We start from the raw sequence: 21,670 nt of genomic DNA, 5'->3' as shown, positions 1-21,670 counted from the left end.
GGGTGGCTCAGACGACGACGGTCATGCCGCCGTCGATGAAGACGACCTGCCCGTTGACGTAGTCCGAGCCGTCGGAGGCGAGCCAGACGGCAGGGCCGATCAGGTCCTCGACGCGGCCCCAGCGCGCGGCGGGAGTGCGGCCGAGGATCCAGCTGTTGAACGCCTCGTCGTCGACGAGGCCCTGCGTCATCTCGGTGTGGATGTAGCCCGGCGCGATCGCGTTGACCTGGATGCCGTGCTGCGCCCACTCCGCCGTCATCGCGCGGGTGAGGTTGCGGATCCCGCCCTTCGAGGCGGTGTAGGGCGCGATCGTCGGCCGCGCGAGATCGGCCTGCACCGAGGCGACGTTGACGATCTTCCCGGCGCCGCGCGGGATCATCCGCTTCGCCGCCGCCCGGCCGACCACGAAGGCGCTGGTGAGGTTCGTGCGCAGCACCCGCTCCCAGTCGGCGACCTCGAGCTCGAGCAGGGGCACGCGGTGCTGGACGCCGGCGTTGTTGACCAGGATGCGCAGCGGGCCCACCGCCTCCTCGATCCACGCGACGCCCGCCTCGGCGGCCGCGTCATCGGTGACGTCGAAGGCGCGGGCGTGGATCCGCGGGCGGTCGTCGGTGCCGGCGAACCGCTCCGCGAGCTCGGCTCGGGCGGCCTCGAGGCGCTCGGGGTCGAGGCCGTTCAGGACGACGGTGGCGCCCGCCTCGGCGAGGCCGGTGGCGACGGCGCGGCCGATGCCGCGGCTGGATCCGGTGACGAGCGCCACGCGGTCGGTCAGGTCGAAGAGCACGGTTCCTCCAGAGGGTCGGAGCGGATGTCAGGGCTGCGGAGGCGCCGCGCGCGGAGGGCCCGCGACAGTGCGGCTCGCGAGCGCGCCGATCCCGTCGAGGGCGATCAGCACCTCCTGGCCGGGCCCGACCTCGACGGCGGTGCCGGGCGAGCCGGTGAGGACGACGTCTCCCGGGTGGAGCGTGAGGTGGGAGGTGAGGTGCACCAGGATCTCGGCGGCGCGCCAGCCGAGGCGCTCGGTCGAGGAGACGGCCCGCACCTCCCCGTCGACGCTCACCGTGATGCCGACCGCGTCGACGTCGACTCCGGTCTCGATCCACGGTCCGAGCGGCGTCCAGCCGTCGCCGTTCTTGCCCTGGAGGAAGAGGCCGTCGGCGGCGATCATCCCGGGAGCGGTGACGTCGTTCGCGACCGTCGCTCCGAGCACGTGCGCGAGCGCGTCCTCGGGCGTGAGGTGCCGCGCGGTGCGGCCGATGACCAGGGCGAGCTCGCCCTCGACGACCACCGGGCCGATGCCCTCATCGAGGACGATCGGGTCGCCGGGCCCGGCCAGCGTGTGCGCGGTCTTGTGGAAGGCCTGCGGCGGCAGCAGCCGGTCGGCAGCGGAGCCGTTGTGCGCCATGCCGAGGATGACGCGCGGCTCCACCGGGGCCAGCAGCTGCGCGCCCTCGACGGGCCAGCGGCGGCCGGTCTCGACCGGCTCCGCGGCGAAGGCGTCCTCGATCTCGCGCCAGTCCCCCGCGACCTGGAGGACGACGGCCGGTCCGTCCTCGGCCCGGATCCGCGCGAGGCGCATCAGCGGACGCCCCTCGGCTCGACGCCGGTGCTGCTGCTCGTTCTGCTGGTCGCCACGGTGCCTCGCTCACTCCGGCCCGCGGAGGCGGGATGGGCCGAGCGTAACAGCCCAGTGAACGGCATTCAACGGAATGGACGGCGAGGCGTCAGGCGGGCGCTCCGGCGACGAGGGGCGGGCGGCCGAGCGCCGCGGCGGCCTCGCGGAGGGCCGCGACGACCTCCTCCTGATCGTCGGCTACCGGCCGGACCAGCGAGACGCCGACCGCGACCGAGAGATCGGAGCGGGTGGCGGCCGGGACCGCGACGGCGACGCCCAGAACGCTGGGGTGCAGCTCGCCGTCGTCGATCGCGTAGCCGCGCACGCGCGCCGCGGCGACCTTGCGGAGCAGCTCGCGGGTCGAGGACGTGGACCGGTCGGTGAAGACGACGATGTCGCGGTCGTCGGCGAAGCGCTCGGCGATCTCGCTGTCGTCGAGCTCGGCCAGAAGCGCCGTTCCGACGGCCGTGGCGGAGGCGGGGTACCGGTCGCCGACGCTCGCGGAGAGCGCGAACCGCTCCCGCCCCTCGTGCACCGCCAGGTAGAGGACCCGCGTGCCGTCGAGCAGCGCGATCTGCACCAGCTGACGCGAGAGCACCGGCGACTCCTCACAGAGCCGGTAGAACTCGCGCACCGGGTCAAAGCCGGCGAGGTAGTGGCTGCCGAGCTCGACGGTGCGCCGGCCGAGGAGGAAGCCGGAGCCGACGCGGCGGATGAGCCGGCCCTCCTCGAGCGCGGCGCAGAGGTTCGAGGTCGACGACTTGGCGATCCCGAGCTCGCGGGCGATGTCCGTCAGCGTGCGCGGGCCGCCCGCGTCGGCGAGGAGGTCGAGGATCCGCATGGCGCGCGACACGGCCGGGGCGCCCGAGCCCCTGTCGGAGTCGACCGTCGTCGGGGGCGCATCGGGGCGGGCCATGGCGTCCTCTTCCGGGGGCGGGGTCAGTAGAACTCCACCGTATCGACTCGGTTGATCAGGGGCTCCCCGTCGAGGAAGCGGGTGGCGTTGCGCGCGAAGAGCTCGGCGATCAGGCGGTCCTCCGCGACGTTCAGCGCCGCGGTGTGGGGGCTGATCAGGACGCTCGGGTGGCTCCAGAGCGGGCTGCTCTGCTCGAGCGGCTCCTCCGCCACCACGTCGAGCGCGGCGAAGCCGACGCGGCCGTCGTCGAGGGCGGCGAGCAGCGCCTCCTCGTCGACGACCGTCCCGCGCCCGACGCTGACGAACGAGGCGCCGGGGCGCAGCGCGGCGAAGAACTCGGAGCCGACCAGCTTCTCGGTGGCGGCGGTGCCGGGGAGCGTGACGACGACCCCGTCGATCCGGCCCGCCACCTCCGCGATCGCGTCGGGGGCGACGATCTCGTCGACGTGCTCCACCTCGGTCTCGTGGCGGCTCGTGCCGATCACGCGGGCGCCGAGCTGCTGGAGCTTGCGGGCGGTTGCGCGCCCGATCGTGCCGAGCCCCACGATCAGGACCGTCTGCTCCGAGATCAGCCCCATCGTCCACCGGCCGCCCCAGACGCGCTCGCACTGGAGGGATTGGAGGCGCGGGAGGGACTTGGCGCCGGCCAGGAGTCCGAAGACCCCGAACTCGGCGAGCGGCTCGGAGTGGACTCCCGCGGAGGTCGAGAACGCGATGCGCTCGAGCTGCGCGTCGTCGAGCCCCGCGGCCCGCACCTGCGCGCCTCCGCCCGCGGGCATCGTCTGCACCCAGCGGAGGCGCGGATTCGCGGCCGCCGTGCGCGCGAGGGCGGCGGGGGTCTCGTCCGGCACTCCGTAGAGCACGTCGGCGGAGTCGACGAGCTCGTCGAAGGCGCGCTGCTGCTCCGGGGTGCGCCGGAAGGAGGGGTCTCCGCCGTGGTCGCCGGGGTGGCGCATCGGAGGGAGGAGGCTCTGGTCGGCGACGACGTCGAGGCGCGGCTCGAGCTCGACGATGCGGGCGATCAGCTCGGAGCTGAGCGGCGAGGCGATGACGACGCGGAGGCGATCGGTCACGGGTGTCCCTTCGCGGGACGGTGCGGGAGGCTCTCCCCCGGATCGGCCCGCGCCCACCCTACTTCACTCCTGTGAACCGTGTTCGATATGCTGGGCGCATGCCGGACACCACGACCGCCGCCCTCCCGCCCGCGCGCACCGGCTTCGTCGGGCTCGGGAGTATGGGCGCCCCGATGGCCCGGCACCTCGTCGCCGCCGGCGTCCCGCTCGGGATCACCGCGCGCCCCGCGTCCGCCGACCGCGCCCGCCGCGCCGTCCCCGGGGCGCAGTGGCACGACTCCGCCCGCTCGCTCGCCGCCGCCTCGGACGTGCTGATCGTGATGGTGCCGGACCTGCCGCAGCTCGAGGAGGTGCTCGAAGGAGAGGAGGGAGTGCTCGCCGCGGAGTCGGACCTCGTGCTCGTCGTCTGCTCCAGCGTGTCCGCCTCCGGCCTGCGCGAGCTGGCGGGGCGCCACCCGCGGCTCCGCCTCGTCGACGCCCCGGTCAGCGGCGGCACCGAGGGCGCCGAGGCGGGAACCCTCTCGATCATGGTCGGCGGGGCGGAGGAGGACGTCGCCCGGGCGCTGCCCGTGCTGTCCGCCTGCGGGACCGCCGTCCGCCTCGGGCCGCTCGGCGCCGGCGAGGTGGCGAAGGCCTGCAACCAGCTCGTCGTCGCCGCGACCATGACCGCGATCGCGGAGGCCGCCGTCATCGCCGAGCGCTCCGGCCTCGACCTCGACACGCTGCTCGCCCTGCTGCAGGGCGGCTACGCGGGCAGCCGCGTGCTCGAGACCAAGCGCAATGCCCTGGTCGCCCGCGACTACACGCCGACCGGCGTCGCCTCCTTCATGGACAAGGACCTGCGGGCCGCGGCCGACGAGGCGGAGGCGACGGGCACCTCCGCTCCGCTGCTCGGCACGCTCCGCACCGTGTTCCACGAACTGGTCGACGCCGGCCTCGGCGACGAGGACCTCGCGGTGGTGCACCGCTTCGTCGCCGAGCGCTGAGGCGGGGAGCGTTCGCGCAGAGGCCGGGCGGAGACGTCCCGCTGCGCGCCGGGACACCGGCGCGCGGGCGGCGTCTCGGCGAGGGGTGGCGTCTCGGCGAGGAGGCGCCCGCGCGAGAGCAGCCTCGACGCGTCGGCGCAAGGGCCCCCGCTCCGGGCGTCCCCGACCTAGCGTCGGTGGAACGGCATCATCGAGCGAAGGAGCACGGCATGGCATCAGGAGTCGCAACGGTCTGGGTCCCCGTCACGGACATGGAGCGGGCGGTCGCGTTCTACCGCGACACGCTCGGCCTCGAGGTCAAGGACACCTCGGCCGACTGGTCGGAGCTGGACGCCGGCGGGCTGATGATCGGCCTGAACGCCCGCGAATCGGCCGCGGTCGCGGAGCAGGGCGGGGCGGTCATCTCGTTCCAGCCCGAGGGCTCGATCGAGGACGAGCTGGAGCGCCTCACGGCGCGGGGCGCGTCGATCGAGGGCGAGATCAGCGACCACGAGTGGGGCCGCATCCTCCCCTTCAAGGACTCGGAGGGCAACGACCTCCAGTTCTACTCGCCGCCGCAGAGCTGAGCGGAGGGCCGCCGTCGAGGCGGCCGCGACGAGCGGCGGGCGGGCCGGAGCCGGAGGGCTGCGGTCCGCCCGCCGCTGTGCGTCGCGCGGCCCGTCGGTCCTCGCGCAGGCGCGTCGCCCGGCCGGTCCGATCCTCGGATCGTCTCTCCGCCGCACCTGAGGCCTCACTTACAGCCTTTCTCCGCACCTGAGGTCTTAGGATCAGCTGTCCGCCGCATCTGCGGACTCCTGATCCGGAGGTCCCCGTGCGTCGTCGCCTGCTCCCCCTCGTCCCGGCCGCTGCCGCGCTCCTCCTGCTCGCCGGCTGCTCCGCTCCGTCGACCCCCGCCGGCGATGCGGCCACCGGCGGCGCGACGTCCTCGGCCGGCGGCTCCATCACGGTCTTCGCCGCCGCCTCGCTGAAGGGCGCGTTCACCGAGCTCGCCACGGGGTTCGAGGCCGCCGAGCCCGGAGCCGAGGTCGAGCTCTCCTTCGCCGGCTCCTCCGACCTCGCGACGCAGATCGTCAACGGCGCCCCGGCCGACGTCTTCGCCTCCGCCGACGAGCGCACGATGTCCACCGTCGCCGAGGCCGGGCTCGTCGACGGGGACCCGGTCGACATCGCCACGAACACGCTCGAGATCGCCGTGCCCCCCGGCAACCCGGCACAGGTCGCCTCGCTCGCCGACCTCGCCCGGCCCGGGACCGCCACCGTCGTCTGCGCGCCGCAGGTGCCGTGCGGAGCAGCGGCCGTCGCGGTCGAGCAGGCCGCCGGGGTCGACATCTCCCCCGTGAGCGAGGAGTCGTCGGTCACCGACGTGCTCGGCAAGGTGTCCTCGGGCGAGGCGGACGCCGGGCTCGTCTACGCGACCGACGTCCGCGGGGCTGCGGGCTCGGTCACCGGCATCCCCTTCGCCGAGGCCTCGGAGGCGGTGAACACGTACCCGATCGCGGCGCTGACCGGAGCGGGCGACCCGGCCACGGCGGCGGCCTTCGTCGCGTACGTCGCCTCCGACGCCGGGCGCGCGGTGCTCGCGGCGGCCGGGTTCGGAGCGCCGTGAGGAGCGTCGCGGCGTCGGACGAGGGGTGCAGGACGGTCAGCGGGTCGGTCATAGGAGGGTCGTAGGACGGTCATCGGAGGCGCAGAGCCCCGGCCGCCAGGGTTGCTCGCGACGGACACCACGACCGACGAGGAGCACGACCATGACCCGCATCCCGGAGCCCCGCAGCACGCCCGACGGACCGGCCTACGAGGGCCGCCGGCTCGACCGCCCCGAGGAGGAGGTGGTCGACCAGGGCCTCCCGTTCGACGTGGGGACCCTCTTCTCACGGCGCGGCGTGCTGACGCTGGTCGGCGCGGGGGCGGCGACCCTCGGGCTCGCAGCATGCGCCACCGGGGGATCGGGATCCGCCTCCTCCGCCGCCGCGACCGCCACCGCGACTCCCACCGCGACCGCCACGGCCGGGGCCGGCACCGCGGTCGCCGGCGAGATCCCCGACGAGACGGCCGGCCCCTACCCGGGCGACGGCTCGAACGGGGTCGACGTCCTCGAGCGCTCCGGGATCGTCCGCAGCGACCTGCGCACCAGCATCGGCGGCGGCGCGACGGCCGACGGGGTCCCCCTGGCGCTCACTCTGACGATCCTCGACGCGGCGAACGGGGACGTGCCGTTCGCCGGAGCCGCCGTGTACGTCTGGCACTGCGACGCGAACGGGGACTACTCGATGTACTCCAGCGGCGTCGAGGACGAGACGTACCTCCGCGGCGTGCAGGTCGCCGACGCGTCGGGCGTCGTCTCCTTCGCCTCGATCGTCCCGGCCTGCTACTCCGGCCGCTGGCCGCACATCCACTTCGAGGTGTACCCGGGAGTGGACTCGATCACCGACGCGTCGAACGCGATCGCGACCTCGCAGGTCGCCCTGCAGGAGGAGGCGTGCACCGCGGTCTACGCCCTCGACGCGTACGCGGGCTCGGCCGCGAACCTCGCCCGGGTCGGCCTGGACACCGACTCCGTCTTCGGCGACGACGGCGGAGCCCTGCAGCTCGCGACGATGTCCGGCAGCCCGGCGTCCGGCTACTCCGCGGCACTCACGGCGAGCGTCGACACCCGCACCGCGCCGACCGCCGGCGCCGCGCCCCGCAGCCGCTGACTGCGTCCTCCTCCGCGGGACGCCGCTCCGGTCCGCGACACGCCGACGGCGGCGTACCGGAGCGGCCTCTCGCGAGAGGGGAACGGGCGTCAGCGCAGGAGGCGGCGGGCGACGGCCACGGCGCCGAGGGCGGCGAGGACCCAGGGGCCGCCGACGAGCAGCGGGTCGAGGATCTGGTGGCGCACGTCGGTCCGGCCGCGGCTCGAGGCGATCGGGTGCGCGACGAGAACAGGTGGTACCCCTCGGCGACGTGCTCGAGCGGGATGCGGTGCGTGATCAGGTCGCTGGGCGTGATGTGCCCGGTCCGGATGTGCTCGAACAGGCGCGGCCACTGGCGGGTGACGGGGGCCTGGTTCATCCGCAGCGTGAGGCCCGTGTTGACGGCGTCGCCGAACTTGACGGCGCTCGCGAGCGGACCGTAGGCGCCCATCACCGAGACGGTGCCGCCCTTGCGGACGCCGTCGATCGCCCAGTTGAGCGCGATCGGCGAGCCGCCCTGCAGCGTGAGCTCGGCGCCGGTGACGTGCTGGAGGAGGTTCCCGTCGGCCTCCGCGCCGACCGCGTCGATCACGACGTCGGCGCCGAGCCCGCCGGTGGTCTTCTTGAGGGTGACGACGAGGTCGTCCTCCTCGGTGTAGTCGATGGTCTCGGCGAAGGCGAAGTCGCGGGCCTTGGCGAGGCGGTAGTCGATCTGGTCGACGACGATGACGCGGCCGGCGCCCATCAGCCAGGCGGAGCGCGCGGCGGCCAGGCCGACCGGTCCGGCTCCGAGCACCACGACCGTGTCGCCCTCGACGATGTCGCCGAGCTGCGCGCCGAAGTAGCCGGTCGAGAAGGCGTCGGTGAGCATCAGGGCGTCCTCGTGCGGCAGCCACTCGGGGATCTTCGTCGGGCCCACGTCGGCGAACGGGACGCGCACGTACTCCGCCTGCCCGCCGTCGTAGCCGCCCGCCGAGTGCGAGTAGCCGTAGATGCCGCCGATCGCGGTGGCGTTCGGATTCACGTTGTGGCAGTTGGAGTAGAGGCCGCGGGAGCAGAACCAGCAGGAGCCGCAGGAGATGGTGAAGGGGACCATCACCGTGTCGCCGACGCTGAGGTTCTGCACCGACGAGCCGACCTCGTCGACCACGCCGATGAACTCGTGGCCGAAGGTGTGGCCGATCCGGGTGTCCGGGAGAAGCCCGTGGTAGAGGTGCAGGTCGGATCCGCAGATCGCCGCCATCGTCACCCGGACGATCGCGTCGTTCGGGTGCTCGATCCTCGGCCGGTCCTTCTCCTCCACGCGGACCTTGTAGGGGCCCCGGTAGACCATCGCGCGCATGCCGCCTCCTGTGTCGTCGTCCCTTCAGCGTGCGTCGTGCTCCCGCCGGTCCTCCGGGGGGTTGCGCGCGGGGCCCGGGATCCCCAGCGCCCGTTCCTCCGCGTTCCGCTCCTCCCTCTCCGCGAGATGCCGTGCGGGTACGCGGCGCGCCGGAGGAGGCGCACCGCGGCGGCGCCTCGTGGAGAGGAGACGGACATGGCACAGCCTCAGCCGCGGACGTAGGATCGACTCCATGCCGCAGATACGGATCAGGGACGCCGCCGCCGCGCTCGGCGTGAGCGACGACACGCTGCGGCGCTGGATCGAGAACGGGACGCTCGAGAGCGCGAAGGACGCGTCCGGGAGACGCGTCGTCGACGGCCTCGAGGTCGCCCGGCTCGCCCGCGCGAACGCCGTGCTGCCGGAGGATCCGTCCCCGGTCGCGCGCTCGGCCCGCAACCGCTTCGTCGGGATCGTCACCGGCATCGTGATGGACACCGTGATGGCGCAGGTCGAGCTGCAGTGCGGTCCGCACCGCGTGGTCTCGCTGATGAGCAGCGAGGCGGTCCGCGAGCTCGGGCTCGAGCCCGGATCTCCCGCGGTGGCGGTGGTCAAGGCGACCACGGTCATCGTCGAGACGCCGCTCGCCCGCGGCTGATGCGCACCGGGTCCGGCCTGCCGCGCTGGGTCGTGGCCGTCGCCGCGCTCGGCGCCCTGCTGGTGCTGCTCCCGCTCGCCGCGATCCTCGCCCGCGTCGACTGGCCGCAGTTCCTGCCGCTGATCACCTCCGACTCCTCCGTCGCCGCGCTCCTGCTGAGCCTGCGCACCTCCGCCGTCGCGACCCTGCTGTGCCTGCTGCTCGGCACCCCGATGGCCCTCGTGCTCGCCCGCACGGCCTTCCCCGGCCAGCGCCTGCTCCGCTCGCTGGTGCTGCTGCCGCTGGTGCTCCCGCCGGTGGTCGGCGGGCTGGCGCTGCTCTTCACCTTCGGGCGGATGGGCCTGCTCGGCGGCGCACTGGAGGCCCTCGGCGTCCGCATCGCGTTCTCGACCACCGCCGTCGTGATCGCGCAGACCTTCGTGGCCCTGCCGTTCCTGGTGCTGACGCTCGAGGGCGCGCTGCGCAGCGCCGGCGCGCGGTACGAGTCGGTCGCCGCGACGCTCGGCGCCTCCCCCGGGACGGTGCTCCGGCGGATCACGCTGCCGCTGATCCTGCCGGGCCTCGCCTCGGGCGCGATCCTCTCGTTCGCGCGGGCGCTGGGCGAGTTCGGAGCGACGCTGACCTTCGCCGGCAGCCTCGAGGGCACGACGCGCACCCTCCCGCTCGAGATCTACCTGCAGCGCGAGAGCGATCCGGACGCGGCGGTCGCCCTCGCGCTGGTGCTCGTGGTGGTCGCAGTGCTCGTGATCGGTCTCGCGCACGGCCGCTCCGCCCGGGGGGTGCCGCGGTGAGCCTGCTGCTGGAGGCGCGGCTCGCGGCGCGCGGGATCGACGTGCGGATCGACGTTGCCGAGGGCGAGACGATCGCGCTGCTCGGGCCCAACGGCGCGGGCAAGTCGACCGTGCTCGCGCTGATCGCCGGCCTCGTCCGCGCCGACTCCGGGCGGGCGACCGCCGGCGGCGACCTGCTCTTCGACGACCGCCGGTGGACTCCTCCGCACCGCCGCCCCGTCGCCCTGCTGGCGCAGGACCCGCTGCTGTTCCCGCACCTCAGCGTGCGCGAGAACGCGGCGTTCGGTCCGCGCAGCGCCGGCGCCGGACGGGCGCGGTCCCGCGAGCGGGCCGAGCGCGAGCTGGCCGCAGCGGGCGTGGCCGACCTGGCCGACAGGCGCCCGGGGAGCCTCTCCGGCGGCCAGGCTCAGCGGGTCGCCCTCGCCCGAGCCCTCGCGACCGACCCGCGCCTCCTCCTGCTCGACGAGCCGCTGGCCGCGGTCGACGCCCGGACCGCCCCGCTCCTCCGCCGGATGCTCCGCGAGGTGCTCGCCGACCGCTCGGCGATCGTGGTCACCCACGACGTGCTCGACGCCTGGACCCTCGCCGACCGGGTTCTGGTGCTGCACGGCGGCCGGGTGGTCGAGGAGGGGCCGACCGCCCGCGTCCTCACGCGCCCGCGCACCGCGTTCACCGCCGAGCTCGCCGGGCTCGAGCTGCTCGAGGGCGTCCGCACCGCGACGGGTCTGCGCACCGCCGACGGCCACGAGCTGTCCGGAGTCGCGGCCGAGCCGGTCGCGGTCGGCGCCGCGGTGCTCGCCGCGGTCCGCCCCTCCGCCGTCTCCGTCGGAGAGGGAGGCCTCCGCGCCGTGATCACCGATGTGGAGCAGCGGGGAGACGCGGTGCGGGTGCGCAGCGCGCTCCTGACCGCCGACGTCCCGGCGGCCGACGCGGCGCGCCTCGACCTCGCGCCCGGCCGCGAGGCAGGCTTCACCGTCGCTCCGGAGGATCTGCTGGTCTACCCGGCGTGAGGGGCGGGCACGAGGAGACGGCTCGCCATCCGGCATGAATCCGTCCCTCGGACCGCCCTGCGTTCGACGCGAGGGACGGCGGGAGCGCCCGTCCCGTTACTCCGCCCCGCCGCCGTCCCCGCCGGGCGCAGCGCCGGACAGCGGGAGCCGCGCCCTCAGCCGCGCCCCCGCCAGCACGGGCGAGTCCGAGAGCTCCAGCGAGCCCCCGTAGACCGCGAGCTGCCGCTCCAGCCGCGCCAGGCCCGAGCGCGTCGACCCCTCGACGAGTCCGCGGCCGTCGTCGTCGAGGGTGAGCACCACGACGCCCGCCTCCTCGTCGCCGCGCACCCGCAGCGAGGAGGCGCCGCCGTGCTTCAGCGCGTTGGTGACCGCCTCCTCCAGGAACCGGACCAGGAGCATCCGCTGGTCGAGCGGCGGCTCGGCACCCTCGGCGGCGAGCGCCGGGATGCGGCCGAGGTCGACGTCGACGGCGATCTCGGGAGGGAGGCGCGCGACGAGGTCGCGGACGGCGGGGACCAGGCCGTGGTCGATCTCGACCGGGTAGAGGGCGTGGCCGACTGCGCGCACCTCGTCCTCGCGGAGCCGGTCGAGCCGGGCCGCGATGGCGAGCAGCCGCTCCGAGGCCGCCTCGTCGGATGTGCTCGCGACCGCGTGCAGCTCGGCGGTCAGCACCACGAGTCCGTTCTGGAGGCCGCCGTGCAGGCTCTGCGCGACGTCGCGCCGCACCCGCAGCTCCTCCCGCTGCAGGGCCTGCACCGCCTCGAGCGCCTGCACGGAGGCGCGGGCGTGCTCCCGCTCCTTCTCGCGAACCCGCCGCGCCGCGCGCACGAGCAGGTAGCCGTAGGCCGTGATCAGCGCGATCACCGTGGAACCGACGACCAGCTCGACCGCGAGAGCGGGGAGGGCCGAGAGCGGGTAGACGCCGGTCAGCACCTGGAGGCAGCAGCGGAGGAGTCCCATCCCCACGGCGATGACCGCCGTCCGGGCCACCCGGCCGCTGCCGGTCGAGCCCTCGGGACGCAGCACCGCGACCAGGGCGATCGCGAGCCCGATCGTCGACACGTTGACCAGGACGCGCGTCGTCACGTCGAGCAGCGGCCCCGGATCGACGCCCCGCAGCGTCCGCGACAGCATCCCGAGCGCGAAGACGGCCTGGAGCGCAGCCAGCAGCGAGAGCACGCCGCCCAGGAGGGCCATCGCTCCGAGGACGATGCGGTTGTCCTCGCGCGCGTCGCGCGGGCCGGCGCTCATCCGGTGTGCTCGAGGAAGAGGAGCGTCGCGTCGACCCGCGGGTTGCGCTCGCCGTCCGAGCGGACGCCGAGGGACGCGTAGACGGCGTTGACGTGGTTGTCGACCGAGCGGACCGCGATGCCGAGGCGCTCGCCGATCGCGGCGTTGGTCAACCCCGATGCGAGACCCGAGAGCACCTCGTACTGGCGCGGGCTCAGCGCGGCGACCGGGGAGTCGCGGCGGGCCGCGCGGGCCGCGACCAGCGCCGGATCGAGCACGGTGCGGCCGTCCGCCGTCGCGCGGACGGAGGCGAGCAGGGCGGGGGCGGAGAGGGAGGAGGTCTTCGAGAGGTAGCTCCAGCCGCGGGCCTCGGCGCGGTCGAGGCGGAGGAAGCGGTGCATCGCGTCGACGGCCGAGAGCAGGACGATGCCCAGCCCCGGCGCGGTGGACCGCAGCCGGCGCCCGAGCTCGATGCCGTCCCCGTCGCCGAGCTCGATGTCGAGGATCGCCACGTCGAGCTCCGCGGGCCGCAGCACCGACCGCGCCTCCGTGGCGGATCCGGCCTCCACGACGCTCCTCACGCCCGGCACCGCGCGCAGCAGCGACGACAGCATGTGCCGGTAGAGGGGCTGGTCGTCGACGACGGCCAGCCTGAGCTCCGGAACGCCCCCCACGGATGTCATCCGCCCATCTTCACCCATGCTCCGGAGGTCGAGGCGTCCCTCGACCGGGGGTCGTCGCGCGGAGGGGCGGGTGGCGGCGAAGGGCGGCGAGGAGCGGAGCCGCACGCCGTTCCTGAGCACCCCACCGCGCCGCTCAGGACAGCCGGACGCCCGTCAGCGCGAGGCCCGCGGCGGCCGCCGCGACGGCGAGCGCCGCCGTGCCGACGCCGTAGCCCAGGCCGGCCGCCCAGCGCCGGTCGAGCAGCAGCCGCGCGGTCTCGACGCTCGCCGTGCTGAACGTGGTGAAGCCGCCGAGCACGCCCGTCCCGAGCACGGCCCGCCACACCGGGTCGAGGACGCCGGCCAGCACGAGCCCGGTGACGACTCCGAGCAGCAGCGACCCGCTGACGTTGATCAGCGCGGTGCCGACCGGCCAGCGCGCCGGCACGAGCGACCGCGCGACCCCGTCGACGACGAGCCGTGCGGCCGCTCCGACTCCGCCCGCGAGAGCGACCGCGAGCAGCAGGCCGGGCGTCACGCCGCCGCCCTCCGCCGCCCCGCGACCGCGATGCCCAGCGCCGCGGCGAGCACGCCCAGCACGAGCGTGCCGCCGGTGTAGAGCAGGTACTCCACGACGTGGCCGCCCTCGAGCAGCGCGACCGTGTCGAGCGAGAAGGTGCTGTAGGTCGTGAATCCGCCCAGCACGCCGGTGCCGAGCAGGAGGCGGAGGGTGCGGCGCCCGCCCTCGTCCGGCCCGCGCCGCGCCAGCGCCTCGAGCAGGAGGCCCAGGAGGAACGCGCCCGGCAGGTTCACGGCGATCGTCGCGACCGGCACGACGCCCAGCGGGGGCAGTGCGGCGCCGATCGCGGCGCGGGCAGCCGTGCCGACGGCTCCGCCCGCCGCGACGAGGAGGATCGCGGAGGGGCGCAGGTGGAGGGGTCGCGTCACTCCGCGAGGTCCCAGGGCGCCGGGCGCGACGGGTCGCGGTCGGCGCGCGGGACGACGAGCACGGGGCGGTGCTGGCGGTGAGCGAGGTGGGCGGCGACGCTCCCGCTGAGGAACTCGGCGATGCTCGCGAGCACGCCCGCGTCGCGGGTGCCGACCACGATCATCCGCGCGTCGACCTCCTCGGCGACCTCGGCGAGCGCCAGGGCGGGCTCGCCTCGCGCCGCGCGCAGCGACCACTGCACGGTGCTGCCGTCCAGCTCGTGCTCGACCGTCTCGCGGAGCCCGGGCGGGAGGGACGGGCCTTCGCCGCGGTCGGCCGCGGCGCCGACGAAGCCGAGCGGGATGCCGCCTGTCATCGGATCGACGTACTCGCCGACGAGGTACGGATCGGCCGAGACCGACACGAGCAGCAGTGCGGCTCCGGCGTCGGCGGCGACGCGGGCGGCGGTGCGCAGGACCTCGGGTCGCTGGCCGTCGACGATGCCGACGAGGACGGGCCCGGTGGGGGTGGGTGCGGTCATGAGGAGCTCCTTCCCGGTTGCGCCCCATCCTGGCACCGCGCGGGCGCGAGCGGTCGGAGCATCTGTGCCGGATCCGTCGTGATCGTTCCGTTATGCACGGGCCTCGGGCTAGAGTGGCTCGTCGCCGGATCCCCACCGGCGCCCGACCCCCGTCACCACCGTCATCCGAGGAGAACGCACGCGTGTCGAAGCCAGGCATTCCCACCCCTGAGGAGAGTGCCGGCACCCCGACCACTGCATCCCTGACCCGGCGCGAGGCGCGCGAGGCCGAGCGCCGTGCGGCCCTGGCCGAGGCGGAGACGGGCGCGGCGACCGCCGGTGCCGCGGTCGAGGGCAGCGGATCGGACGACTCCGCCGCTTCCGCAGGCGCTGGCGACTCCGCGCCCACCGCCGTCGACGCCGCAACGGCCGCGGCGACCGCTCCGACCGTCTCGGTCGAGGTCCCCGCCGTCGCCTCCCCCGCCTCCCGGTCGATCCCGGCCTCACCGCGCCGCGCGTCCGCCTCCCGCCCCGTCGCTCCCCGCGCCGCCGAACCCGCCCGAGCCCGTGGCCTCAGCCGTCGCGCCCTCGCCTTCGGCACCTTCTCGGTGGTCGGCGGCCTCTTCGCCACGGCCGCGATCCCCGCGTACGGCGCCCGCAGCTCCTCCGCCACCGCGACCGGCCGCACCGCCGCGAACCGGGTCGGCCTCCAGAACCTCACCGTCTCCTCCGACGCCGCCGGTCAGACCGCCGTCCGCGACGCCTTCGCCGCCCCGACCCAGGCGCAGCTCGACGAGGCCAGCCGCCAGGCGGCCGTGCTCTCCGGATCCAACGGCGGCGAGTTCTCGACCGTGCAGACCCGCGCGGTCGGCGACGACTACCCGTGGCCCTACGAGACCATCGACGACGACGGCGGCGGACTCTCGCCCCTCGGCTACTACTACCGCGAGTGCGTCGACTTCGTGGCCTGGCGCCTCAACCGCGACGCCGGTCGCACCTCCGCGCCGTGGAAGTACACGTGGGGGAACATCACCCCGCTCGGCGGCAGCGCCTACGAGTGGCCGGACAACTGGGCCGCGAAGGGCTGGGCGACCAGCAGCGTCCCGATCGTCGGCTGCGTCGCGTGGTGGACCTACAACCACGTCTCGTACGTGCAGAAGGTCAACGACGACGGCACCGTGCTCCTCGAGGAGTACAACTACGGCGGCAAGCACAGCTACGTGACCCGCACCTTCCCCACCGCGCAGGTCCCGCTCTTCCTGTATCCGCCGGTCCTGTAGGGGGCCCGTTCCCGTCGCGCGTCGGCGGGCGGGAGCGTCGCAGTCCTGCTCCCGGCGCGCGTCAGCCGAGCGCTGTGAGGAGTATCGCGAAGGCGGGCGTCGTCGGATCGACGAGCGCCATGTGGTCGGCGTCGGCGAGCTCGTGCAGCTGCACGGCGGGGTGCCGGTCGGCGTAGCGGCGGCTGTAGGCGACGGGGACGTCCTCGTCGAGTACGCCGTGGATCAGCGTGGTCGGCTGCGGCGGCGCGGGCAGCTGCGCGGGGTCGGCGATCGGGAGCAGCGCGAGGTCGCCGCCGAGGAGCTCTCCCACGGCGTCGTCGCTGAGGCGGTCGGTGGAGGCGGCGGCCAGGTCGAGCACGCCCGCCAATGCCACCACAGCGGCGACGTGCGGCGACGGACGCGCGGCCTGCGACCAGACGGCGAGGTGGCCGCCGGCGGAGTGGCCGACGAGGGTGACCGGTCCGGCGCCGGGCAGCAGTGCCGGGAGCGCCGCGAGCACGGCCAGGACGTCGTCACCGGTGCCCGGCCACCCGCCTCCCGTGTCGCCCGTGCGCCGGTACTCGGGGAGGAGCACGTCGTGCCCGCGGTCGGCCAGCGCCGCCGCGAGCGGCCGGGCGTGCCGCCGGTCCCACCGCGCCCGCCAGAATCCGCCGTGCACGAGCACGACCGGCCGGCGCGCCCCGCCGGGCGCCCCGCGGAAGACGTCCGCGATCTGCTCCGGCGCCTCCCCGTACCGGCGCACCTCGTCCGGCTCGCGCCCCTCCGACTGCTGCATCCCCCCAGTACCTCCCCGCGGGACGCCACGTCGGTACGGCCGGCACGGCGTGTCGCGTACCGGAGCGGCATCCCGCGGAGAGGGAGACGGAGGCGCGGGAGCGGGCGTCAGGACTCGAACCAGCCCCGGGGGTGGTGGTCGGCCGTGAGGGGCGTGCGCGGCCGAGTCGGGCGGGCCCAGCGGACGGCGTTCGCCAGCACGCGCCGGATGTCCGGGTGGTGGTAGACGGGGTAGTCCTGGTCGCCGGGCGAGAAGTAGAAGACCTTCCCGAGGCCGCGGGTGTAGGTCACGCCGGAGCGGAACACCTCGCCGCCGGTGAACGTCGACAGGAACACCGTCTCCTCCGGCACCGGGATGTCGAAGTACTCGCCGTACATCTCCTGCTCGGGGATGATCAGCGGGCTGGGCACGCCCTCGGCGATCGGATGCGTGGGCGCGATTGTCCAGACCAGCTCGCGGTCGCGGTCGTTGCGCCACTTCAGCGAGCAGGTCGTGCCCATGAGCGCCTTGAAGATCGACGAGTAGTGGCCGGAGTGCAGGACCAGGATCCCCATCCCCTCCTGCACATGCCGCAGGACGCGCTGGACGACCTCGTCCGACACCTCCTCGTGCGCGATGTGCCCCCACCACAGCAGCACGTCCGTCGTCGCGAGCGCCTCCTCGGTGAGCCCGTGCTCGGGCTCGGGGAGCGTCGCGGTGCGCACCGAGACGGCGTCGCCGAGCGACTCCGCGAGCCCGTCCGCGATGACGCGGTGGATGCCGTCCGGGTAGTGGCGCAGCACGGTCTCGTCGCCGCGGGTCTCGTGGCGGAACTCGTTCCAGACGAGGACCTCGATCGGGGCGCTCATGCGACCGCCACCTCCTTCTTCTCGGCGGCGGAGCGGTAGATCGCGTCGACCACCCGGCTGCGGTGCAGCGCGTACTCGCCGTAGTGGCCGGAGTAGCGGGGGCCGCCCGCGGGCGCGTCGGCTCCCGAGGCGATCGCCTCCAGGAACTCGGCGATGACCGAGCGGTGGTGTCCGGCGGGGACCTTCACGTCGGGGTGCGAGACGGTCGGCGCTCCGGCGACCTCGGAGTAGAGCGTCAGAGTCCCCTCCGTGGCGTAGTCGGCGATGTGGAGGCGCGCGCCCCCGGCCGAGCCGAGCAGCTCGACCTCGATGTCCTCGTCGACCTTGGAGTAGCTGGCCCAGGAGGCGTCGAGCTGGAGCGAGCGGCCGTTGTCGAGGCGCAGCAGGGCGCTCGAGAAGTCCTCCACCTCGAACGCGTGCGTGCCGGTGGCGGCGACGCCGTGCGGGCGCCCTCCGCGGCCGGAGCGGCCGATCTCGCCGTACGCGACCGCCGAGACGCTGGTCACGCGCGGCTCGTCGAGCAGGTGCAGCGCGATGTCGAGCACGTGGGAGCCGAGGTCGATGAGCGGGCCGCCGCCGGCGAGCTCCTTGCTGGTGAACCAGGAGCCGATGCCGGGGATGCCGGTGCGCCGCTGCCAGCTCGCGCGGGCGTGGTAGACGTCGCCGAGCGGTGCGTCGTCGAGGTAGTCGCGGAGGAAGGCGACGTCGGCGCGGCGGCGGTGGTTGTAGGCGATCTCGAGCACGCGGTCGTTCGTGCGGGCGGCCTCGACCATCTCGGCCGCCAGCTCGGCGGTGGTGGCGAGCGGCTTCTCGCAGAAGACGTGCTTGCCGCTCGCGAGCGCGGCCACGGCGATCGGGTGGTGCAGGTGGTTCGGGACGCCGATGGAGACGACGTCGAGGTCGTCGCGGGCGACGAGGTCCTCCCAGTCGGCGTAGAGGTCGGGGACGCCGCGGGTCGCGCCGAGTTCGTGCAGGCGCGCCTCCTCCTGGCCGGCGAGCGCGACGACGCGGGCGCCGGGCAGGGACTGGAAGGCGTCGAGGTGGGTGGTGCCGGCGAAGCCGAGGCCGACGACCCCCACGCGCAGCTCAGTGGTGTTCTCTGTCATGCGCCGAGCCTACTCGAATCGATTCGAGCACTCCACGGGTGGTGCGGCTTCCCGGAGCGCCGGGCAGGGCGGGCGTCAGGCCGCGAGGCGCGCCTCGAGCGCGGCGAGCGACGCGCGCAGGGCCGGCGCCTCGAGGGCGTCGCCGTCGGCGGCGGCGTGCGCGGCGGCGAACGCCTGGACCTGGCGGTGCAGCTCGACGCGGGTCCCGCCGCGGGCGACGACCGCGAGCCGCTCGGCGAGGCGCACGCCGGCGCGGACGACGAGCGGCTGCTCCATCGCGTACGAGCGCAGGGCGAGGAACACGTCGGCCAGCAGCTCGCCCGCTCGGGGCCACGGGACGACTAGGCGGACGACTCCGTCGGCGTCGGAGTAGCGGCCGCGCGCCTCCGGCCGGCCGCAGAGGTCGACGAGCGCGCTGGTCAGGGCCTCGACGGCGCCGACCGCGGTGTACGGGTCGTTCGTGCCGGTCGCGAGCCCGCGGACTCCGATCTCGACCACCTGCTGGACGGCGTAGCGGAGGTCCTGGTGCGGGGTGCGCGCGTCGGCGACGACGACCGCGGCGACCGCCTCCTCCTGGGCGACGGACCCCTCCAGGACCTCGAGCACCGGGTCGCCGACGAGGACGTGGTCGCCGGGCAGCGCGAGCACCCGGAGCCGCGCGTCGCCGCGGCGGGCCAGGGCGACCAGCCGCTCGATCTCGACCTGCTCGACGTAGCCGCCCCGCACCGCCCGCAGGACGACCGGCTCGCGCCCCGCCGGCGGCAGGGCCTCCTCCGCCAGCAGGGCCTTCTCCGGATCCGTCGACTCCTCCCCGTCCTCCGGATGCAGCCGCCCGATGACGTCGACGAGCTCGCCGAGCACCCGCTGCTGCAGCGTCGTCACCTGCACCGACAGCGCGATGTGGTGGATGAAGTAGACGAGCACCGCGACGTCGCCCACCGCGAGCAGCACCGAGAACGAGACGGCCACCACCGGCACGAACGTCAGCGACGCGTCCTCCTCCGTGTGCACCGCGCGCAGCACGATCAGCGAGTAGAGGAACGTGGACGTGAGCACCGCCAGGACGACCTGGTTGCCGCGGTCGGCCATGAAGTTGCGGACCAGCCGGGGCCCGTAGGCGGAGGACGTGGTCGCCAGCACCGAGATCGTGATCGAGAACGAGGTCGCGGCGACACCGAGCATCGTCCCGCCGATCGCCGAGAGGATCGCCCGGCCGCCGGTCGGCGACAGGTCCTCGATCAGGGGGATGTCGCTGACGCCGGCGCGGACCAGCAGATGGTCGACCTCGACCAGCCCCAGCGCCAGCCCGACGGCGAGGACGCCGAACAGGGCCGGGAGGAACCAGAAGGATTCGCGGAGGTGGAGGAGCCGGGAGCGCATCCTCGAAGGCTAGAGCGGCGCCTCCTCGCGGGCCGCGCCGCCGCGGAGGCTTGCGCGCCGGGCCGGGACGTGCCGCGGTGCCCGGTGCGGGGGCGTCCTCGCGACGGACGCCGGACGCACCGGAGGCGCCGACCCACGGGGATCGGCGCCTCCACCGGGCGTCAGGTGACGTTGATGAGCGTGCGCTGCCAGCCGGAGGATCCGTCGGGCGCGACCGGCGCGCGGTCCTCGATCTGGACCATGCCGTTCTTGTCGACCGCGCGGACCGCGACGTAGTGCGAGCCCGGCTGGGCGTCCCAGTCGACGAACCACTGCACCCAGGTGTCGAGGTTGACCGGGGTCGAGAGCGTCGCCTCCTGCCAGTCGCCGTTGTCGATGCTCACCTCGACCTTCTCGATGCCGATGCTCTGCGCCCAGGCGACGCCAGCGATCTTGAGAGCGCCCGAGGTGACGGGGACACCGATCCGCGGGGTGTCGATCCGCGAGGACATCTTGATGGGGGCCTCGGCGGAGTAGCCGCGCGGGGTCCAGTAGGCCTGGTCGGCCTCGAAGGTGGTGACCTTGAGCTCGGTGAGCCACTTGGTGGCCGAGACGTAGCCGTAGAGGCCGGGCACGATCATCCGCACCGGGAAGCCGTGCTCGAACGGGAGGGGCTCGCCGTTCATGCCGACGGCGAGGATCGCGTCGAGGTTGTCGTCCGTGACCGCGGTGATCGGGGTGGACGCCGTGTAGCCGTCGCTGCTGGTCGAGAGGAGCATGTCGGCTCCGCTCTGCACGCCGGCCATCTTCAGCACGTCGCGCAGGGGGACGCCGAGCCACTTGGCGTTGCCGACGAGATTGCCGCCGACCTGGTTCGAGACGCAGGTGAGGGTGATGCCGTACTCGTCGAGGCCCATGTCGAAGATCTGCTGGAGGTTCAGCGTCACCTCGCGGTCGACCATGCCGGTGATCTTCAGCGACCAGGCCGACGGGTCCAGGTTGGGCACGGTGAGGGCGGTGTCGACGCGGTAGAAGTCGGCGTTCGGCGTGTAGAGCGGCGTGATGCCCTCGATGTCGAGCTCGGCGCCCGCGGGGACCGAGACGGTGCTGCGCGGAGACGGGAGGCGCAGGGCGTCGCGCACACCGGCGAGGGAGGAGGTCGCCGCGTTGACCAGTCGGGCACCGGTGCCGACGACGGCCGCGCCGACGGCGGAGATCAGCGCGATGCGGAAGAAGCCGCGGCGCTCGAGGGCGCCCGGACGGGCCTCGGAGGATGTTCCCCTGGCCTCCGAGGCCCGGGCTGCACGCCAGCCGCGCAGGCGCGTGAAGAGGAGGTGCATGACGACGACGGCGACGACGAGTCCGACCAGCGTGGGCACCGCGGCGAGCGGCGACGCTCCGGTACGGGTCACGATGGCGGCGATCGAGAGGCCGCCGGCGATCACGAGCAGCACCTGGCCGAGCGGCGGGCGGACCAGCTGGAGCACTCCGGCGATCGCGGCGGCGACGACGACCGCGGCGCCCACGCTGCCGAGCAGGAAGGTCTTGTCGTTCTCGCCGAACGTCTCGATCGCGAACTCCTTGAGCGGGCGCGGGACGATGTCGACGATGAAGGCGCCGAGGGCGAGCACGGGGCTCGCGGTGCGGGCGACCGCGAGGGCGATGAGCTCGGCGACGGCGAGGAGGACTCCGCCCGTGACGATGCCCGCGAGGGCGGCGAGCAGGAAGTAGAGAGCTCGATGCTCGCGCACGGGTGCCGCTGTCTGGTTCATGGAGGAGAGTTTTCTCCCGCGACCTGCCGTTTCCCAGGGTGTCCCTGGTTTGGTCGTGTAAGCCCCTTTTTCATAACGAACAGGTAACGCACAGCGGCGGGACCGCGGGCGGGTCGGTCGAGGGGCCGACCCGCGAGGTCGGCCC

Annotated in this window: 22 protein-coding genes and 1 pseudogene; 8 read left to right on the top strand and 15 right to left on the bottom strand. The window is 74.5% G+C overall.

Features of this window, described 5'->3' with window-relative positions; translation table 11 throughout:
* Window positions 1-7: 7 nt before the first annotated feature.
* From C5C59_RS00435 to C5C59_RS00420, 4 genes are all read right to left on the bottom strand, one after another.
* Complete coding sequence (locus C5C59_RS00435) at window positions 8-784, bottom strand: SDR family oxidoreductase (protein ID WP_104237939.1); 777 nt, start codon at window positions 782-784, stop codon at window positions 8-10.
* A gap of 27 nt (window positions 785-811) precedes the next feature.
* Entirely contained in the window at window positions 812-1,579 is a 768-nt protein-coding gene (locus C5C59_RS00430; RefSeq protein ID WP_104237938.1) for a fumarylacetoacetate hydrolase family protein, read from the bottom strand.
* Between the two features lie 145 nt (window positions 1,580-1,724).
* The gene (locus tag C5C59_RS00425) at window positions 1,725-2,531 is read right to left on the bottom strand and encodes an IclR family transcriptional regulator (protein WP_104237937.1); all 807 of its coding nucleotides are present in this window, start codon (window positions 2,529-2,531) and stop codon (window positions 1,725-1,727) included.
* A 23-nt stretch (window positions 2,532-2,554) separates the two neighbouring features.
* A complete protein-coding gene (locus tag C5C59_RS00420; RefSeq protein ID WP_258062498.1) occupies window positions 2,555-3,604 on the bottom strand; it encodes a D-2-hydroxyacid dehydrogenase in 1,050 nt (349 codons plus the stop codon).
* Window positions 3,605-3,702: 98 nt separating this feature from the next.
* Here C5C59_RS00420 and C5C59_RS00415 point away from each other — a divergent pair, with 98 nt between their 5' ends.
* From C5C59_RS00415 to C5C59_RS00400, 4 genes are all read left to right on the top strand, one after another.
* Window positions 3,703-4,590, top strand: coding sequence for an NAD(P)-dependent oxidoreductase (locus C5C59_RS00415; RefSeq protein ID WP_104237935.1), 888 nt, complete (start codon window positions 3,703-3,705; stop codon window positions 4,588-4,590).
* Between the two features lie 209 nt (window positions 4,591-4,799).
* Window positions 4,800-5,156, top strand: a complete 357-nt coding sequence (locus tag C5C59_RS00410; protein ID WP_104237934.1) for a VOC family protein — start codon at window positions 4,800-4,802, stop codon at window positions 5,154-5,156.
* A 245-nt stretch (window positions 5,157-5,401) separates the two neighbouring features.
* Complete coding sequence (gene modA / locus C5C59_RS00405) at window positions 5,402-6,196, top strand: molybdate ABC transporter substrate-binding protein (RefSeq protein ID WP_104237933.1); 795 nt, start codon at window positions 5,402-5,404, stop codon at window positions 6,194-6,196.
* Window positions 6,197-6,338: 142 nt separating this feature from the next.
* A complete protein-coding gene (locus C5C59_RS00400) occupies window positions 6,339-7,286 on the top strand; it encodes an intradiol ring-cleavage dioxygenase (RefSeq protein WP_104237932.1) in 948 nt (315 codons plus the stop codon).
* A 217-nt stretch (window positions 7,287-7,503) separates the two neighbouring features.
* Here the strand turns inward: C5C59_RS00400 and C5C59_RS00395 are convergent.
* Window positions 7,504-8,607: pseudogene (locus C5C59_RS00395) on the bottom strand (zinc-dependent alcohol dehydrogenase); the annotation flags it as partial.
* A 232-nt stretch (window positions 8,608-8,839) separates the two neighbouring features.
* Between C5C59_RS00395 and C5C59_RS00390 the strand changes: the two are divergent.
* The 3 genes from C5C59_RS00390 to C5C59_RS00380 are packed head-to-tail and all read left to right on the top strand — an operon-like array spanning window position 8,840 to window position 11,045.
* Window positions 8,840-9,244 carry a molybdopterin-binding protein gene (locus C5C59_RS00390; protein WP_104222447.1) on the top strand — a complete coding sequence of 135 codons (405 nt, stop codon included), beginning with the start codon at window positions 8,840-8,842 and terminating at the stop codon, window positions 9,242-9,244.
* Window positions 9,244-10,035 carry an ABC transporter permease gene (locus C5C59_RS00385; RefSeq protein WP_104222446.1) on the top strand — a complete coding sequence of 264 codons (792 nt, stop codon included), beginning with the start codon at window positions 9,244-9,246 and terminating at the stop codon, window positions 10,033-10,035. The genes C5C59_RS00390 and C5C59_RS00385 overlap by 1 nt, the downstream gene beginning before the upstream one ends.
* Complete coding sequence (locus tag C5C59_RS00380) at window positions 10,032-11,045, top strand: sulfate/molybdate ABC transporter ATP-binding protein (protein ID WP_104237931.1); 1,014 nt, start codon at window positions 10,032-10,034, stop codon at window positions 11,043-11,045. The genes C5C59_RS00385 and C5C59_RS00380 overlap by 4 nt, the downstream gene beginning before the upstream one ends.
* A gap of 96 nt (window positions 11,046-11,141) precedes the next feature.
* On the opposite strand, the gene C5C59_RS00375 is transcribed toward C5C59_RS00380, so the two are convergent.
* The 5 genes from C5C59_RS00375 to C5C59_RS00355 form a co-directional block, all read right to left on the bottom strand.
* Window positions 11,142-12,296, bottom strand: a complete 1,155-nt coding sequence (locus C5C59_RS00375) for a sensor histidine kinase (protein ID WP_104237930.1) — start codon at window positions 12,294-12,296, stop codon at window positions 11,142-11,144.
* Window positions 12,293-12,958, bottom strand: coding sequence for a response regulator transcription factor (locus C5C59_RS00370; protein WP_104237929.1), 666 nt, complete (start codon window positions 12,956-12,958; stop codon window positions 12,293-12,295). The genes C5C59_RS00375 and C5C59_RS00370 overlap by 4 nt, the downstream gene beginning before the upstream one ends.
* Window positions 12,959-13,091: 133 nt before the next feature.
* Window positions 13,092-13,475, bottom strand: coding sequence for a CrcB family protein (locus C5C59_RS00365; RefSeq protein ID WP_104226584.1), 384 nt, complete (start codon window positions 13,473-13,475; stop codon window positions 13,092-13,094).
* Window positions 13,472-13,885 (bottom strand): CrcB family protein, encoded by a 414-nt coding sequence (locus tag C5C59_RS00360; RefSeq protein ID WP_104251199.1) that lies wholly within the window; start codon window positions 13,883-13,885, stop codon window positions 13,472-13,474. The genes C5C59_RS00365 and C5C59_RS00360 overlap by 4 nt, the downstream gene beginning before the upstream one ends.
* Window positions 13,882-14,406, bottom strand: coding sequence for a universal stress protein (locus tag C5C59_RS00355; protein ID WP_104239244.1), 525 nt, complete (start codon window positions 14,404-14,406; stop codon window positions 13,882-13,884). The genes C5C59_RS00360 and C5C59_RS00355 overlap by 4 nt, the downstream gene beginning before the upstream one ends.
* 182 nt (window positions 14,407-14,588) lie before the next feature.
* Here C5C59_RS00355 and C5C59_RS00350 point away from each other — a divergent pair, with 182 nt between their 5' ends.
* Complete coding sequence (locus tag C5C59_RS00350; RefSeq protein ID WP_104239243.1) at window positions 14,589-15,665, top strand: CHAP domain-containing protein; 1,077 nt, start codon at window positions 14,589-14,591, stop codon at window positions 15,663-15,665.
* A gap of 61 nt (window positions 15,666-15,726) precedes the next feature.
* Here the strand turns inward: C5C59_RS00350 and C5C59_RS00345 are convergent, their stop codons facing one another.
* The 5 genes from C5C59_RS00345 to C5C59_RS00325 form a co-directional block, all read right to left on the bottom strand.
* Window positions 15,727-16,440: an alpha/beta fold hydrolase gene (locus tag C5C59_RS00345; protein WP_104239242.1), complete on the bottom strand. Its 714-nt coding sequence runs from the start codon at window positions 16,438-16,440 to the stop codon at window positions 15,727-15,729.
* A gap of 107 nt (window positions 16,441-16,547) precedes the next feature.
* Window positions 16,548-17,288, bottom strand: coding sequence for a ThuA domain-containing protein (locus C5C59_RS00340; protein ID WP_104226581.1), 741 nt, complete (start codon window positions 17,286-17,288; stop codon window positions 16,548-16,550).
* Window positions 17,285-18,394 (bottom strand): Gfo/Idh/MocA family protein, encoded by a 1,110-nt coding sequence (locus tag C5C59_RS00335; RefSeq protein WP_104239241.1) that lies wholly within the window; start codon window positions 18,392-18,394, stop codon window positions 17,285-17,287. The genes C5C59_RS00340 and C5C59_RS00335 overlap by 4 nt, the downstream gene beginning before the upstream one ends.
* Window positions 18,395-18,469: 75 nt before the next feature.
* Window positions 18,470-19,774, bottom strand: coding sequence for a DUF2254 domain-containing protein (locus tag C5C59_RS00330; protein WP_104239240.1), 1,305 nt, complete (start codon window positions 19,772-19,774; stop codon window positions 18,470-18,472).
* Window positions 19,775-19,935: 161 nt separating this feature from the next.
* Complete coding sequence (locus C5C59_RS00325; RefSeq protein WP_104239239.1) at window positions 19,936-21,525, bottom strand: molybdopterin-dependent oxidoreductase; 1,590 nt, start codon at window positions 21,523-21,525, stop codon at window positions 19,936-19,938.
* Window positions 21,526-21,670: the final 145 nt, after the last annotated feature.

This window comes from Rathayibacter sp. AY1F4 (assembly GCF_002931775.1).
Classification (GTDB): domain Bacteria; phylum Actinomycetota; class Actinomycetes; order Actinomycetales; family Microbacteriaceae; genus Rathayibacter.
This window is presented reverse-complemented; position numbering and strand designations above follow the sequence as displayed.

Bases quoted from the DNA above. Each gene is read 5' to 3' on its own strand.
- C5C59_RS00415 (WP_104237935.1), top strand. From the start codon at position 3,703: ATGCCGGACACCACGACCGCCGCCCTCCCGCCCGCGCGCACCGGCTTC.
- C5C59_RS00425 (WP_104237937.1), bottom strand. From the start codon at position 2,531: ATGGCCCGCCCCGATGCGCCCCCGACGACGGTCGACTCCGACAGGGGC.
- C5C59_RS00390 (WP_104222447.1), top strand. From the start codon at position 8,840: ATGCCGCAGATACGGATCAGGGACGCCGCCGCCGCGCTCGGCGTGAGC.
- C5C59_RS00355 (WP_104239244.1), bottom strand. From the start codon at position 14,406: ATGACCGCACCCACCCCCACCGGGCCCGTCCTCGTCGGCATCGTCGAC.
- C5C59_RS00335 (WP_104239241.1), bottom strand. From the start codon at position 18,394: ATGACAGAGAACACCACTGAGCTGCGCGTGGGGGTCGTCGGCCTCGGC.
- C5C59_RS00400 (WP_104237932.1), top strand. From the start codon at position 6,339: ATGACCCGCATCCCGGAGCCCCGCAGCACGCCCGACGGACCGGCCTAC.
- C5C59_RS00385 (WP_104222446.1), top strand. From the start codon at position 9,244: ATGCGCACCGGGTCCGGCCTGCCGCGCTGGGTCGTGGCCGTCGCCGCG.
- C5C59_RS00410 (WP_104237934.1), top strand. From the start codon at position 4,800: ATGGCATCAGGAGTCGCAACGGTCTGGGTCCCCGTCACGGACATGGAG.
- C5C59_RS00340 (WP_104226581.1), bottom strand. From the start codon at position 17,288: ATGAGCGCCCCGATCGAGGTCCTCGTCTGGAACGAGTTCCGCCACGAG.
- C5C59_RS00370 (WP_104237929.1), bottom strand. From the start codon at position 12,958: ATGACATCCGTGGGGGGCGTTCCGGAGCTCAGGCTGGCCGTCGTCGAC.
- C5C59_RS00430 (WP_104237938.1), bottom strand. From the start codon at position 1,579: ATGCGCCTCGCGCGGATCCGGGCCGAGGACGGACCGGCCGTCGTCCTC.
- C5C59_RS00325 (WP_104239239.1), bottom strand. From the start codon at position 21,525: ATGAACCAGACAGCGGCACCCGTGCGCGAGCATCGAGCTCTCTACTTC.
- C5C59_RS00375 (WP_104237930.1), bottom strand. From the start codon at position 12,296: ATGAGCGCCGGCCCGCGCGACGCGCGCGAGGACAACCGCATCGTCCTC.
- C5C59_RS00345 (WP_104239242.1), bottom strand. From the start codon at position 16,440: ATGCAGCAGTCGGAGGGGCGCGAGCCGGACGAGGTGCGCCGGTACGGG.
- C5C59_RS00330 (WP_104239240.1), bottom strand. From the start codon at position 19,774: ATGCGCTCCCGGCTCCTCCACCTCCGCGAATCCTTCTGGTTCCTCCCG.